Origin of the sequence: Phyllobacterium sp. SB3, assembly GCF_040009165.1 — a bacterium.
Lineage (GTDB): Bacteria > Pseudomonadota > Alphaproteobacteria > Rhizobiales > Rhizobiaceae > Phyllobacterium.
Genome location: NZ_JBDYKI010000005.1, coordinates 126,709 through 140,368, shown reverse-complemented (window position 1 = coordinate 140,368; position 13,660 = coordinate 126,709). Strand labels below are relative to the sequence as shown.

Here is a 13,660-nt window from a genome sequence, read left to right as displayed (position 1 = left end):
AGGACCCGGCCTTTTCCATTATTGCGAGAACGAGGCGGGAGGAGGTGCCGGTTCTCGCGTCTCCGGCGGCTGGGAGGAGGAATGCCGCTGGAGAATATCTAACGTAAGTGCCTTATTAGGCTACTTTAACGTCCTTGATTGCCTTCTCTACAGCGGACTTGACCGGTGCGGAGATTTCTTCAACTGCCTTGGAAGCAACAGCCTGAAGCTCTTTGGCCTGGCCGGAGATTGCTTCAGCCTGCTTGCGAACGAATGCAGTCTGCAATTCGATAACTTCGCCGAACGACTTTACGCCGAACAGAGCTTCGATGTGTGCAAAGCCAGCTTCTGTGTTGGTGCGCAGGGCAGCCAGCGCCTTCAACGAAATTGCAGTGCTGTTGGACTGTGCAGTTTCGAAAGTTGTTTCAAGTGTCTTCTGTGCAGCTTCAGCCTGATCCTTGATCTTGGCATAAGCTTCCTTGGACTGGGCAACGCCCTTTTCAGTGAATTCGCGAACCTGATCGGTTACAGCGGTTGCATCGAAAGCAGGAATTGCAAATGCGTCGGCAGTCTGTTTAGCAGTCTTGCTCATAATAAGGCCCTTCCTTGGTGCAGATGTTTGTCTCTGCAAGTTGTTTGATGGACCGTATATAGATGCATTTATTGTGCATTGCAACATTTTTCTTGCAACGCACCATTTCTCATTGATTTTGCTCGAAAATTATTATGGGGACCATTACAAAGTGGCAGCTGAAGTTAACTAAACCAATAGAAAGAGCTGCCAGACAGGGTACTGACTGTGGACGCGCGCCTTTAGGCCCATTATTAATAAAGTATTAAGGACTTCGCATGGATGCGGCGTCCGCTGCGGAGCTGCTAAACAATAATGGCGTCTGGAACCTATCCGTTCATCGACATTGCCGTTCTCGATGAAATTCGCGAGCACTTTGCCAATGGCGATGCGCTCGTCGTTATTTCACCTGATCTTACGCGCGTCATCTGGGCCAATGGCCAAGGCGCGTCCATGCTCGGCTATGCAACAGTAGACGACATATTGAATGCAGGTATGGTATTCGGCGTTCAGGCACAGCGCCAATTGAAAGCGCTCGACGGTTTTCCATCAATCGGGCACGGACGGACCATCTCGCTTCGCACTGCTTTCGGTTTGACCAGCCGTATCCTGACTTTTCAGGCCAGTGATCTTTTGCTGCCGCGAGGCGAACAGGCGATCTTGCTTTCCATTGCCAACACTGACCGCATGAGTTCCGACGCACAGATCGCTGCACTGGCAATCAAGAACTTTGGTGACGAGACAACTCATGCTGCCATAGTCGATGGTGCAGGCGTAGTGATTGCTGCGTCGCAACGATTTGCGCGGCTGGGCTTTAGCGACAAGAATCTTGGGGATCTGGTGCGCGAGGTTCGGCTGGAGCGCAACCGTCTGGTCAAGCGTCCCGTAACTACATCGCATGGCGCAATCCCAACAGGCATAGCCCGGCTGACAGACAGCCCTGCCCTGCATCTGTTGCTGGCAATTGAGCCCGACGACAACAGGCAAACGCCCGCCGCCGAAGACGTGATTCCCGCAGTGCCCGTTGTGGGCGCTGAGGTGAATGATGTACCGCAGGCGAGCCTGCCATTTCAGCCATCAGTCTCCACAGACATTCCAGCGGAGGAAAAAGCAGAGCCTCTCGCCAAACCTGATGAGCCTCTATCGCAGACATTTCAATATACACCAACCGATGCCACTGCGCGGTTTGTCTGGAAAGTGGATGCCCAGGCAAATTTCAGCGAGATTTCACCGGAATTTTCCGCGGCAGTCGGGCCGGTTTCCGCCGATGTTATCGGCAAGTCTTTCCGTGATGTTGCAGCCGGATATGGCTTTGATGCGGACGGCGAGATAGCGGGGCTGCTTGAGCGGCGCGATACGTGGTCGGGGCGCTCCGTACTTTGGCCGATCGATGGCACCAATCTGCGCGTACCTATCGAACTTGCAGCGTTGCCCATCTACTCGCGTGAACGGGCATTTATGGGCTTTCGCGGCTTTGGCATCGCCAAGATGGGCGATGTCACAGAAATCCCCAATGCCTTTGGCGCGGCAGTGGAAGCCGACGAACCTGAACCCACAACTCAAGTGTCGCCGGCCAGTGAGAGCGACAGTTTTGCGGGTGAAACTCCGGCCCTTGCCATCACACCGCCCGAGCCAAGCAACGTCGTAGCGCTGAAGACGCAGCGCTCCCTGCAGAATGACGGCCGGTTGAATGATGCCGAGCGCAACGCGTTTCGGGAGATTGCGGAGCGGCTGCGCAAGGAGGTTCTTGCCGAGCCTGCCACGGCTATGGAGCCAGCGAATGTAGCGGGTGAAACGCCGCAACCCATCCCAGCTAAAGCCCCCATCCCGACCAAAGCCCCCACCTCGACCAAAGCCAAGGTGCCGGACGCCGAGATTGTCGGACCGGGATTTGCCCCGAAAGCGGCCGGGCCTGAGGCTGCGGCTTCAAAGGATTTTGCCAGTGATATTCGTGAGCAGGTACGTCAGGGCGTAGACACAACGATCCTTGCCGCCTTGCCACTGGCTGTTCTGATCCACCGTGAAGGCCAAATTCTTTACGCCAACAAGGCCATGCTTGATGCGACGGCCTATGGGGATGCTGAAGCCATCAATGTCGCTGGCGGGTTGAGTACGTTATTTGCGGACAGCCCGGAAGATGAAGCCGACGAAGACGAGAGCGGCATGAACCTGCGCCGCAATGATGGCTCGACGCTTCGTGTCGAGGCGCATCTGCAGGCTGTTCGCTGGAACGATGAAAACGGCGACGGATCGCGGGCTCTGCTTCTGGCTCTTTCGCCGCAGACCAAGGCAGCCAATCATTTCGATGAAAGCGAACGCCTGCTGCTTCAAACGCGGATCGATGAGCTGAACGCCATTCTCGACACTGCAACGGACGGCGTTATCCTGCTCGATTCCGCCGGTTCTATCCGCTCGGTCAACCACTCGGCTTCAGCTCTGTTCGGTTATGAGCCGGATGAGGTCAGCGGCAAGGCATTCTCGCTGCTGTTTGCCATTGAGAGCCAGCGGGCGGCGATGGATTATCTCAACAGCCTTTCTGAAAATGGCGTCGCCAGCCTGCTCAATGACGGACGCGAAGTTATCGGCCGCGAAAGTCAGGGGCGATTTATTCCGCTGTTCATGACAATCGGCAAACTGGATGCCTCCAAGGGGTATTGTGTCGTATTGCGCGATATCACCCACTGGAAGCGCGCCGAGGAAGAGCTTGTCAGCGCCAAGCGTGAGGCTGAACGCACATCCACGCAGAAAAGCGAATTTCTGGCACGCATCAGCCATGAAATCCGCACGCCGCTCAACGCCATTATCGGCTTCTCCGAACTGATGGCCGACGAGAAATTCGGCCCTATCGGCAGCGAGCGCTATCGCGACTACCTGCATGATATCAGCCGTTCAGGCAATCACGTGCTCTCGCTGGTCAATGACCTTCTGGACATTTCCAAGATCGAAGCCGGGGCCGTCGAAATGAATTTCGAGGCGGTATCGCTAAACGATGCGCTGACAGAAGCTGTCGCGATCATGCAGCCGCAGGCCAATCGCGAACGTGTCATCATCCGCTCCAGCCTGACCTCCCGCCTGCCGGACATCGTGGCGGACAATCGCTCGATCACGCAGATCGCATTGAACCTTCTGTCGAACGCAGTCCGCTTTACCGGTCCGGGCGGGCAGGTCATTGTTTCCACCACCTATGAAGCAAGTGGAGACGTGCTCCTGCGCGTGCGGGATACGGGAATTGGCATGACGCGGCAGGAGGTCGAGCAGGCATTGCGTCCCTACAAGCAAATCACGACGCCGGGGAATGTGCGCAGTGACGGAACCGGGCTCGGTCTGCCACTGACCAAGGCAATGGCAGAGGCGAACCGCGCCAACTTTCACATTGATTCCAGCCCGGGCCGCGGCACGATGGTCGAGATAACATTTCCGTCCACGCGTGTACTGGCCGAGTAGTATCGATCATATCAATACCACTATATATCAATCATCAATTGGAAGAATAAGTGCAAGCCTGACAATCTCCTGACCGCAAAGGAGTTCATCATGGCTAAAACGCTTGTTCTTATTTTTCATCCGGATTTCAACCAATCCCGCGCCAACAAGGCTTTGGCGAATGCCATTGCAGATTTGCCCGGCGTTGAAACATTCGATGTTCAGGGGGCCTATCCGGATAACAATATCGACACTGACAGGGAGGTCGAGCGGCTTTTGGCTGCGGACCGGATTGTCTTCCAGTTCCCGATACAATGGTATGCCGCACCGCCAATTTTCCAAGCGTGGCAAAACGCCGTCCTGACGCGCATGTTTTACATCAACTACGAAAATGAAGGTCGTCTGTTGGAAGGTAAGCCATTGCTTCTGGTTGTTACTGCCGGAAATACCGCGTCGGCATACCGGCCGGCCGGTGCAAACATGATGCCGCTTGAAGAGATTCTCAATCCGCTACGCGTGACTGCCAACCGGTGCGGCCTGCAATGGAACAAGCCATTCTTCGTCTATGAGGCAATGAAGGCGCGTGACGAACAGTTGCAATCAGCAGGCGTCCGCTATCGCAATTGGCTAGACGAAACTGATGCGCTGCGTTCACATGAGCAGCCCTTACTTATTTCCATGGCCGTCTCGTAAACCGCATCGAACCAGCACTCCATCCGGCACAGCCGGAAAGAGTGCTGGGCATGCAAAACGTCAAACATCAAACAACGATTTCGAGAGGTCCATGATCGTCGCAGTGATCCCCATGCGGATGATGCAGGTGACCATCGACAAGATAATCAATGTGATCGCCATGTGGCACGGCCTCATGGCCACAATCCGGTCCGTGGACGTGAGAGGCATCATGACCGGCGCAACGGTGCTCCGGCGTGCATTCCGCAGGGTTCTTCTCACTGACCTCGATGACGTGTTCATCGATATGGTCGCCGTGAGGATGGTGAAGATGGCCGTCATGCAGATAATCAATATGGTCGCCGTGACGTATGGCAGTGTGACCGCAACCGGCTTCGTGTTTGTGATCGTGGTTATGGTGATGAGGGGCGGTGCAATTGCTCATAATTATTCCTTTCAAAAAGCATTGTCCTAATGTTGCTCACAGGCATGCTCGATAGCATTTTCGATGAGCTTCAAAACGTGGTCATCCGAAATTGAATAGATCACGTTTTTACCGTCCTTGCGTCGTCTGACCAGACGGGCATGCAGCAACAGCTTCAGGCGAGCTGAAACTGTGCCGATCTTATCCTGTTCAATATCAGCAATCTGCCCGACATTGCGCTCACCCTCGGCCAACACAATGAGTGTTTGCAAACGGGCAGGGTCAGACAAGGCTTTGAAAATCGCAGCAGTGTCTTCTAGTTCCTTGCGGCCAACAGGCTGTTGCATGACATTCCAACATTCTATCAATCTTCGATTTGTTAGAATGTTTTCTTTAGCAGGTCAATGATACAAAACCTTGTGAACAGCTTAAAAACACACCTAATTCCCGCCTGTAGGCAATAAAATTGCCCGAAAATCACTATATCGACTTGAATTGCTATCCATGATGGCTAAACCGTGAATGGCAGTGCAAATATTGTTCGTTGGTTTCTGACACAACGATAGTGAATATCGGAAACGCTCATGTCCTGGCTAAGGCCAAGAAACCTTTTGGCGACAATCCTGGTGTTGGCGCTTATCGCCGGTGGGATACTTGTCGCCCTGCCCAGCCTTGTCAGTACCGATCTCATCCGTGCACGTCTGGTTCAGGAAATCAGCAACTGGACTGGCTATGGCGTTGAAGCGAAGCAAGCGCCTCACATCTCGTTTTTTCCGACATTCACCGCCTCGATGGGCGACGTAACCATTCGTAACCCATGGGCTACGGATGGCGCACCTTTCATGCAGGCAGAACGGATCGAGGTTGATCTCTCCCTCCTCTCAGCGCTTATGGGACAGATCGAATTTACCGAGACCAAGATCGTCAGGCCGCGCTTCGTCCTCGATGAACCGATCAAGAGTCTTTCCGATATAGGCGAGGCACTTGCCAAGAGCGATGGCCGCATTGGCGATGTCATGCGCGAGGCAAAGGCCGCTATTGAGGCCAACCCTGCGAAGCCCGACATGAGCACGGTATCGTCGCAGCCGTTCGGCCGTGTGCGGCTGGAAGATGCAATGGTCACGTTCAAGCGTCCGATCAATGGCGCAGAGGAACAGATTTCCAGTATAAGCGGCGTTTTCGACTGGCCGCAGACATCTGGCGTGGCGAGCTTTCAGGGCAAGGCTATCTGGCACGGCGAAGAGACGGAAATTGACAGCTCTGCCAGCAAGGCGCTCCTGCTTCTGGCAGGCGGAGCAAGCCCGGTACAAATCAATCTGAGTTCTACGCCCCTGACCCTTTCATTCAATGGATCGGCCAATATCGCCAAGGACCAGTTTTTCGAAGGCACGCTGTCTCTGACATCGCCTTCCCTGCGACGTACGCTAGAATGGTCGAGAATGGCCGAAATTCCTGCCGCACCCATCGGCAGCTTCACACTGGACGCTTCGGTTACCGGTTCAGCCAGTCGGGTAAAACTGGAAAGTCTCACAACGACACTGAACGACAATCCGGCTAAGGGTGTAATCGAGATAACACTCAACAACCCCGCCAACGGCACTCCACTTGGGATCAACGGGACATTGGCTTTCGAGACTCTGGACCTGCGCTCGGTGTTTTCCGGAATCATGCCCATACCGGATGGGTCTGCTGAAACCGATACAGTGATCAGCACGCCTTTTCTGAAACAGCTCAACCTCGACCTGCGGGTTTCCACCCAGAAGGCGACCGCGGGAAATGTGAGCCTTTCGAACGTTGCTGCCACGGCGCAGATACGCAATGGGCGTGCGATATTCGACATTGGCGATGCAACCGCCTTTGACGGCTCCATCGCAGGCAGCTTCCAGCTGGCTGATGAGCCGGATGGCGGCACAACCGGAGAGTTGCGGCTGAACGGGACCGACGTGAACAGTGCATCAATTGCCTCACTCTTGGGACTGGGCAATCGTTTTGAGCTCGGCAAAGGCACTGTTTCGCTGGTGCTCAAGGGCCCGATAACCCGCTGGTCTTCGGCTTTGAGCAGCGCCAAAGGCACCCTTTCCATGCGTTTTGGCAATGGTCAAATCCGCAGTCTTGACCTCAACCGCCTTCTGAGCAAGGCCAAGACAGACAGATTTTTCAGCTTGAATGAAAAGACCGACGCCTGGCTCGCTCTCGACAAGATGGAACTGAAAGCCAACATCATGGATGGTGTTGCGGCGCTGGAAACCGCCCAGATACAGAACAAGCTCGGCACGCTTACTTTTGCGGGCATTGTGACGCTCATGAGCAAAAGCCTTGCGCTAACGGGTGACTTCGCAGCGCCGGTACCTGCTCCCGCTGCCGCAGAAGGTGCCCCCGCCGATGCACCGAAGCCTGAACCGACATTTAATCACACGCGGTTCTTTATCGGCGGTTCGTGGGACAATCCGTTCATTTCTCCAATCATTTCACAGTAGCCTGGAGAGACCCTGTCGTGGCCATAACCGGGATTGACCATGTACAGCTTGCCATGCCTGCGGGCGAAGAACAGGCTGCGCGCGGTTTCTACGCAGGCTTGCTCGGCATACCCGAAGTGCCAAAGCCAACTCAACTCGCTGCAAGAGGCGGATGCTGGTTTGAAACCAATGGCGTTAAAATACATCTCGGCGTTGAGGTCGGCTTCCAACCAGCACGGAAGGCACACCCGGCTTTTATCGTTGACGATCTGGATGCGCTGACAGCGCTACTTGAGGCTAGTGGCTTCCCCACGAACGAAGATCAGCCATTGGATGGCTATTCTCGCAGGTACGTAAATGATCCTTTCGGCAACCGCATTGAGTTGATGCAGGTTATTTTGGAGTAGGACCACCTTATCTCCCCCTCGTGAGGGAGATAACTCGCGTTATTCTTGGCGGCGTTACAGAGTATGATCCAATAAGACCAATTCTGATCTGCGTTAATTCCTCGCGGCGGCTTGTTCGTCGCGGGCGCGGTTGACCTCTCGCCGCTTGTTGGCGATCGAAGCTATGATTACCCCGACAGCGACAATGGCAATGAGGATCGTACAGGCGGCATTGATTTCCGGCGTCACGCCAAGACGAACCTGCGAATAGATGCGCATTGGCAAGGTCGTAGCGCCCGGCCCGGAGGTGAAACTGGAAATGACCAGATCGTCGAGCGACAGGGTGAAAGCCAGCATCCAGCCTGAAACAACCGCTGGCAGGATGATCGGCAATGTTACCTTGAAGAAAGTCGTAACAGGCGTGGCACCAAGGTCCATCGCAGCTTCTTCCAGCGAGCGATCAAACGTGACAAGCCGTGACTGCACAACCACCGCCACAAAGCACATCGAGAAGGTGATGTGTGCAAGTGTAACTGTCAAAATGCCCCGGTCGAGACCGATTGCAACAAAGAGCAACAATAATGACAGGCCGGTAATGACTTCCGGCATGACCAGCGGTGCATAGATCATGGCCGAGAATAGCGTCCGACCTCGAAAACGGGTGTAGCGGGTCATTGCCAATGCGCCGAGCGTACCGAGGATCGTCGCAAAGGTCGCAGAAATCAGACCGACGCGGATCGTTACCCAAGCGGCATCGATAAATGCCTGATTGTTGAAAAGCGACACATACCATTTGGTCGAGAAACCAGCCCAGACGGTAACAAGACGGGACTCATTGAAAGAGTAAATGACCAGCAGGACGATGGGCAAATAGAGAAAAGCAAAACCCAAGACCAGTGAAGCGATGTTGAAACGTGACCAGGTGGTGTTCATGTCATTTCTCGCTTTCCTGGGTTTTTGCTTCGGACCGCTGGAACAGCACAATAGGCACGACCAGCAGCAACAGCAGTATAACCGCAACAGCGGACGAGACGGGCCAATCTCGATTGGAGAAGAATTCACTCCACAAGGTCTTGCCGATCATCAGCGTCGATGAGCCCCCCAACAAATCAGGGATGACGAACTCGCCGGTTGCAGGGATGAAGACAAGGAAGCAGCCGGCAATGACGCCGGGCAAGGACAGTGGGAAAGTGATCTTCCAGAATGCCATGAGCGGCGGGCAGCCGAGATCTTCGGCAGCCTCAACCAGCGAGTAATCCATCTTTTCCAGTGCCGAATAAATCGGCAGCACAAGAAACGGCAGGTAAGAATAGACAATACCGATGAAGATCGCGGTATTGGTGTTGAGAATATTGAGCGGTGTATCAATGATATTCGCCCACATGAGGAACTGATTGAGCAGCCCCTCAGGCTTGAGAATACCGATCCATGCATAAACCCGGATAAGGAAGCTCGTCCAGAATGGCAGGATCACCAGCATCAGCAGCGTTGGCCGGATGGTCGCAGGCGCGCGCGCCATGCCATAGGCAATCGGATAGCCAATTATCAACGTCAGGAGAGTTGAAACTGCCGCTATTACCAGACTTGAAATATAGGCTTTGTAATAGAGCGGGTCCTCCACCAGCCAGACGTAATTATCCCATGAGAACTGCGATATACTGTTGAAAAGAGAGCGAACACCCGCTGCTATATCCAGCACGGGAGTATAAGGCGGAATGGCCATTGCCACTTCAGACAGTGAAATCTTGAAGACGATGATAAACGGGACAAGGAAGAAAATCAGCAACCACAGATAAGGGATGCTGATTACCAGCCGGCTTGTAACTGAGGCTATCAATTTTTGCATTGGATAGCCCTCCTCACGCAGTCAAAAGAATACCGGCATCGGTATCGAAGTTGACCCAAACCATGTCGTCATAACCCAGAGGATCTTCCACTGTGCGAACAGCATTGAGGCTCGCAGCCTTGATGATACGGCCATTTTCAAGCCGCACATGGAAAACCGTCATGTCCCCGAAATAGGCAATATCGTAGAGTTCCCCATAGGCCGCATTGACGGCAGGATTTGCTGGCTCCTTGCGGCTGAGGCGGATTTTCTCCGGCCGGATGGCAAAACCCACGGTCTGTCCCACAGAGCAATTACGCGTGGCATCGGTGCGGATTGTCATCTTGTCGGCAGTAACATCTATGTCGATCTTGCCATTTTCAACCGCAGCGGCGGTGCCTTCGAACATGTTCACATTGCCGATGAAATCAGCAACGAATTTCGAATTCGGAGCCTCATATACTTCGGCTGGCGTCGCGACCTGCTTGACCTTGCCCTTATCCATGACCGCGATGCGATCCGACATGGTCATCGCCTCTTCCTGATCATGAGTCACGACAACGAATGTCAGGCCCAGCTTCATTTGCAGGTCCATCAATTCAAATTGGGTTTCCTCGCGCAGCTTCTTGTCGAGAGCACCCAGCGGCTCATCCAGCAGCAGCACTTTCGGGCGCTTGGCAACACAACGTGCCAGCGCAACACGCTGGCGTTGACCGCCGGAAAGCTGGTGCGGTTTGCGCTTGGCAAACTGCTCAAGCTTGACCAGCTTGAGCATCTCCGCGACACGCGCTTCAATTTCGTTTTTCGGCATGCCGTCCTGCTTCAGGCCGAAGGCGATATTCGTCTCGACAGTCATGTGCGGAAAAAGCGCGTAAGACTGGAACATCATGTTGACCGGGCGCTTATAGGGCGGGATGCCGCTCATATCCTGACCATCTATCAGGATGCGGCCCGATGTGGGTGTTTCAAAGCCTGCTAGCATGCGCAGCAGTGTTGACTTGCCGCAACCCGATGCGCCGAGCAGCGCGAAAAATTCACGGTTATAGATATTCAGGGAAAGGTCATCCACGGCGGTAAAGTCGCCGAACTTCTTGGTAACGTTCTCGATAGCTATGAAGGGCTTTGCTTCCGGATCATTCCACGGAGCGAACTTGCGGCGAAAACTTCCCAATGACTTCATGATATCCCCGATTTTCCATCGCTTTTGTTGAAAGACCCCGGCAGTGACTGCCGGGGTCTTTGGTGATTTACTGGCCTGTTACAACTTTCGTCCACAAGCGCGTTACCACGCGTTGCACCTTGGTATCGTAGGGTGTGACGGTGAACAGTTTCGACAAAACCTCAGGTGTCGGGTAGATCGCCGGATCATCCATGATTTCCTTGCTGACGAATTCCTGCGACGCCTTGTTGCCATTGGCATAGAAGACCACGTTGGAAGCTTTGGCAACAACATCCGGACGCATCAGGTAGTTGATGAGTTCGTGTGCTTCGGCAACATGCGGGGCGTCGGCGGGAATTGCCAAAACGTCGAACCACATTTGGGCAGCGCCCGGAATGGCATAACCGACTTCCACACCGGCCTTGGCTTCAGCGGCACGATCACGCGCCTGGAAAATATCCCCGGAATAGCCGAGTGCAAGGCAGATATCGCCATTGGCAAGCGCGTTGATATATTCCGACGAATGGAACTTGCGGATGTTCGGGCGAATCTTCTCAAGCAGTTCACCAGCCTTTGCGAGATCGTCCGGATTCTTGCTGTCAGGATCAAGGCCGAGATAGGCAAGAACGGACGGCATGACATCCGTAGCCGAATCGAGAACATGAATGCCGCAATCCTTGAACTTCGCCGCCACTTCCGGCTTGAACAGCGCATCCCATGTCGGCGGTTCATCATTGCCTAGAATTTCCTTGGCCTTGGCAACATTGTAGCCGAGGCCCGTGGTTCCCCACATCCAGTCAACAGCATATTCGTTGCCGGGATCATATTTCTGGATACGCTCGCTGATGACATCCCACATGTTGGAAAGGTTCGGCAGCTTCGACTTATCGAGCTTCTGGAACACACCGGCAGCAATCTGGCGCTGCAGGAAGGATGCTGTCGGAACCACGACATCATAGCCGGTTCCGCCTGCAAGAAGCTTGGTTTCGAGAATTTCATTGGAGTCGAAGGTGTCATAAACGACCTTGATACCGGTTTCCTTGGTGAAATCTTCAAGGGTGGTCGGATCGATATAATCAGACCAGTTATAGACGTTGACGACGCGTTCCTGCGCCCACACGGAAGTTGTCAGCCCCAGCGCAAGCGTTGCGGTCAACAATACAGTTTTGATACCCATTATTTTCTCCATGCTGCCGGCATCTCAACAATGCCGCTTGTTCCCAGATCGATGTTCCGCTGTATCTTTGTGCACCCTGCAAAGGCGCACCGCACAGGTGAGTTTCCCCTACCTTTTTAGATTGCGATGACTTCGTCAACTGGGATCAGGCAACTCTCATGCGGAAAGTTGCATTGGCATGATGTTTTTTGGATGCAACTCCTTGTTGTCACGTATTTTTGCCCGAAAGGAAGGAGGAACGTACTAGCTTAAAAAAGCGCTTTAGCCGGGACAAGATTCGCCCGGGCGACCGTCCATATTTCTCATAGAACTCATCCTCCGGCATCCGTCGCTTCTGGCCAGAAGTGATCTGCTGCTGCGCAATTGCCCATAACAGATAAAAATAACTGCTCATATTTATCTCCAATAAAAAATGGATTGCATGAAAATAGAGAATGGGCAGAGTATTGGCCGATATCTACACGTTCCGACGAAACGGGTTTTTCAAAAATGAAAAATGAGAATTGGGATGATCTGAAGCTCTTCCTGCATGTGGCCCGCGAAGGCGGACTAACTGGTGCATCGGAAAAGACCGGCGCCAGTCCGGCGACAATCGGGCGGCGGCTGCTTGCACTGGAACGCCAGATGGGTCGCAACTTTTTTGTGCGAAGGCAGACCGGTTATTCCCTGACCAAGGACGGGCAGGCACTTTTAACCCACGTGCTTGCCATGAATGAAGCAGCGCAATCCATCGGCGCGTGGAATGAGGGCGTCAACGAATTGCCAACGGTGCGCATATCCGCAGGAAGTTGGATGTCACATTTCATGGCAGTCAACCTGGCGCAGCTATGGACACCGGATGATCCCTTCCGCCTTTGCTTCAAGACAGCGGAAGTGCGTCTCGATCTTGCACACCGCGAGGCGGAGATCGGCATCCGCAATTCTTTTCCGGAAAGCACAAGCCTCGCTGCCCGCCCGATAGGTAATGTTGCCTATGCTCCTTATTGCGCCAGCCACTTCAACATGGTGCGCGACTGCAATTGGGTGGGTATCGGGGCAGACGATGCGGTCGCACCCTCGGCCAGGTGGCTGCTTGCCCAGACGGATTTATGGGTAACGATCTGGGCAAACACACCGCGCATGCTGCACGACCTTTTGCGTAGTGGCGCCGGGCGGGGCGTGCTGCCATGCTTTGTCGGCGATACCGATCCTGCGCTGGTGCGTGCCGGAGAGGAAATAAAGCCGCTTTACCATCGGCAATGGCTGGTCATGCATAATGATGACCGACATCGCCCGGAAATCCGCACGCTGGTGGAGCGGCTGGCCCAATTGATTGAGAAACAGCAGCCGCTTTTTCGGGGATTAAGGCCAAGGGGTTGATATGTGCCTCCTCAATGAACAGCGCTCAAAAACGCCGTGAGCTGGTCAATGCCGGTGCGATCTAGAGAAACATATATGGTCCCGTCGCCACCCTTTGATTTTAGCACCATATATCGGGTTTGGTCGCCACGCCTTTGTCTAAGCTGGCAAAACAAGAAACCCTGCCCCAAGCTGGTTGGGATATCGCGTTCCGATATAATTGGGTCTCGGTAGATATCAAATATGAAGC

The 13,660-nt window shown here is 54.0% G+C and carries 13 protein-coding genes; 6 read left to right on the top strand and 7 right to left on the bottom strand.

Going from position 1 to position 13,660, the window contains the following annotated elements:
* Positions 1 to 115: 115 nt before the first annotated feature.
* The gene (locus ABKW30_RS19465) at positions 116 to 571 is read right to left on the bottom strand and encodes a phasin (protein ID WP_348600580.1); all 456 of its coding nucleotides are present in this window, start codon (positions 569 to 571) and stop codon (positions 116 to 118) included.
* A gap of 294 nt (positions 572 to 865) precedes the next feature.
* On the opposite strand from ABKW30_RS19465, the gene ABKW30_RS19460 reads away from it, so the two are divergent.
* From ABKW30_RS19460 to ABKW30_RS19450, 3 genes are all read left to right on the top strand, one after another.
* Positions 866 to 3,994 carry a PAS domain S-box protein gene (locus tag ABKW30_RS19460; protein ID WP_348600579.1) on the top strand — a complete coding sequence of 1,043 codons (3,129 nt, stop codon included), beginning with the start codon at positions 866 to 868 and terminating at the stop codon, positions 3,992 to 3,994.
* Positions 3,995 to 4,084: 90 nt separating this feature from the next.
* Positions 4,085 to 4,666: an NAD(P)H-dependent oxidoreductase gene (locus ABKW30_RS19455; protein ID WP_348600578.1), complete on the top strand. Its 582-nt coding sequence runs from the start codon at positions 4,085 to 4,087 to the stop codon at positions 4,664 to 4,666.
* A 91-nt stretch (positions 4,667 to 4,757) separates the two neighbouring features.
* Positions 4,758 to 5,120: a hypothetical protein gene (locus ABKW30_RS19450; protein ID WP_348600577.1), complete on the top strand. Its 363-nt coding sequence runs from the start codon at positions 4,758 to 4,760 to the stop codon at positions 5,118 to 5,120.
* Here ABKW30_RS19450 and ABKW30_RS19445 read toward each other — a convergent pair.
* Entirely contained in the window at positions 5,117 to 5,416 is a 300-nt protein-coding gene (locus tag ABKW30_RS19445; RefSeq protein ID WP_348600576.1) for a metalloregulator ArsR/SmtB family transcription factor, read from the bottom strand. The two genes, ABKW30_RS19450 and ABKW30_RS19445, sit on opposite strands and share 4 nt — an antisense overlap.
* 237 nt (positions 5,417 to 5,653) lie before the next feature.
* Between ABKW30_RS19445 and ABKW30_RS19440 the strand changes: the two genes are divergently transcribed.
* Positions 5,654 to 7,546 (top strand): AsmA-like C-terminal region-containing protein, encoded by a 1,893-nt coding sequence (locus ABKW30_RS19440; RefSeq protein WP_348600575.1) that lies wholly within the window; start codon positions 5,654 to 5,656, stop codon positions 7,544 to 7,546.
* A gap of 17 nt (positions 7,547 to 7,563) precedes the next feature.
* Positions 7,564 to 7,932, top strand: coding sequence for a VOC family protein (locus tag ABKW30_RS19435; protein ID WP_348600574.1), 369 nt, complete (start codon positions 7,564 to 7,566; stop codon positions 7,930 to 7,932).
* A gap of 93 nt (positions 7,933 to 8,025) precedes the next feature.
* On the opposite strand, the gene ABKW30_RS19430 is transcribed toward ABKW30_RS19435, so the two are convergent.
* From ABKW30_RS19430 to ABKW30_RS19410, 5 genes are all read right to left on the bottom strand, one after another.
* Positions 8,026 to 8,844, bottom strand: coding sequence for an ABC transporter permease subunit (locus ABKW30_RS19430; protein ID WP_348600573.1), 819 nt, complete (start codon positions 8,842 to 8,844; stop codon positions 8,026 to 8,028).
* Between the two features lies 1 nt (position 8,845).
* On the bottom strand, positions 8,846 to 9,757 hold the full coding sequence (locus ABKW30_RS19425; protein WP_348600572.1) for an ABC transporter permease subunit: 912 nt from the start codon (positions 9,755 to 9,757) through the stop codon (positions 8,846 to 8,848).
* Between the two features lie 13 nt (positions 9,758 to 9,770).
* A complete protein-coding gene (locus ABKW30_RS19420; protein ID WP_348600571.1) occupies positions 9,771 to 10,916 on the bottom strand; it encodes an ABC transporter ATP-binding protein in 1,146 nt (381 codons plus the stop codon).
* 67 nt (positions 10,917 to 10,983) lie between these two features.
* The gene (locus tag ABKW30_RS19415) at positions 10,984 to 12,072 is read right to left on the bottom strand and encodes a polyamine ABC transporter substrate-binding protein (protein WP_348600570.1); all 1,089 of its coding nucleotides are present in this window, start codon (positions 12,070 to 12,072) and stop codon (positions 10,984 to 10,986) included.
* A 208-nt stretch (positions 12,073 to 12,280) separates the two neighbouring features.
* Complete coding sequence (locus ABKW30_RS19410) at positions 12,281 to 12,466, bottom strand: hypothetical protein (RefSeq protein WP_348600569.1); 186 nt, start codon at positions 12,464 to 12,466, stop codon at positions 12,281 to 12,283.
* A 95-nt stretch (positions 12,467 to 12,561) separates the two neighbouring features.
* Between ABKW30_RS19410 and ABKW30_RS19405 the strand changes: the two genes are divergently transcribed.
* A complete protein-coding gene (locus ABKW30_RS19405; protein WP_348600568.1) occupies positions 12,562 to 13,431 on the top strand; it encodes a LysR family transcriptional regulator in 870 nt (289 codons plus the stop codon).
* Positions 13,432 to 13,660: the final 229 nt, after the last annotated feature.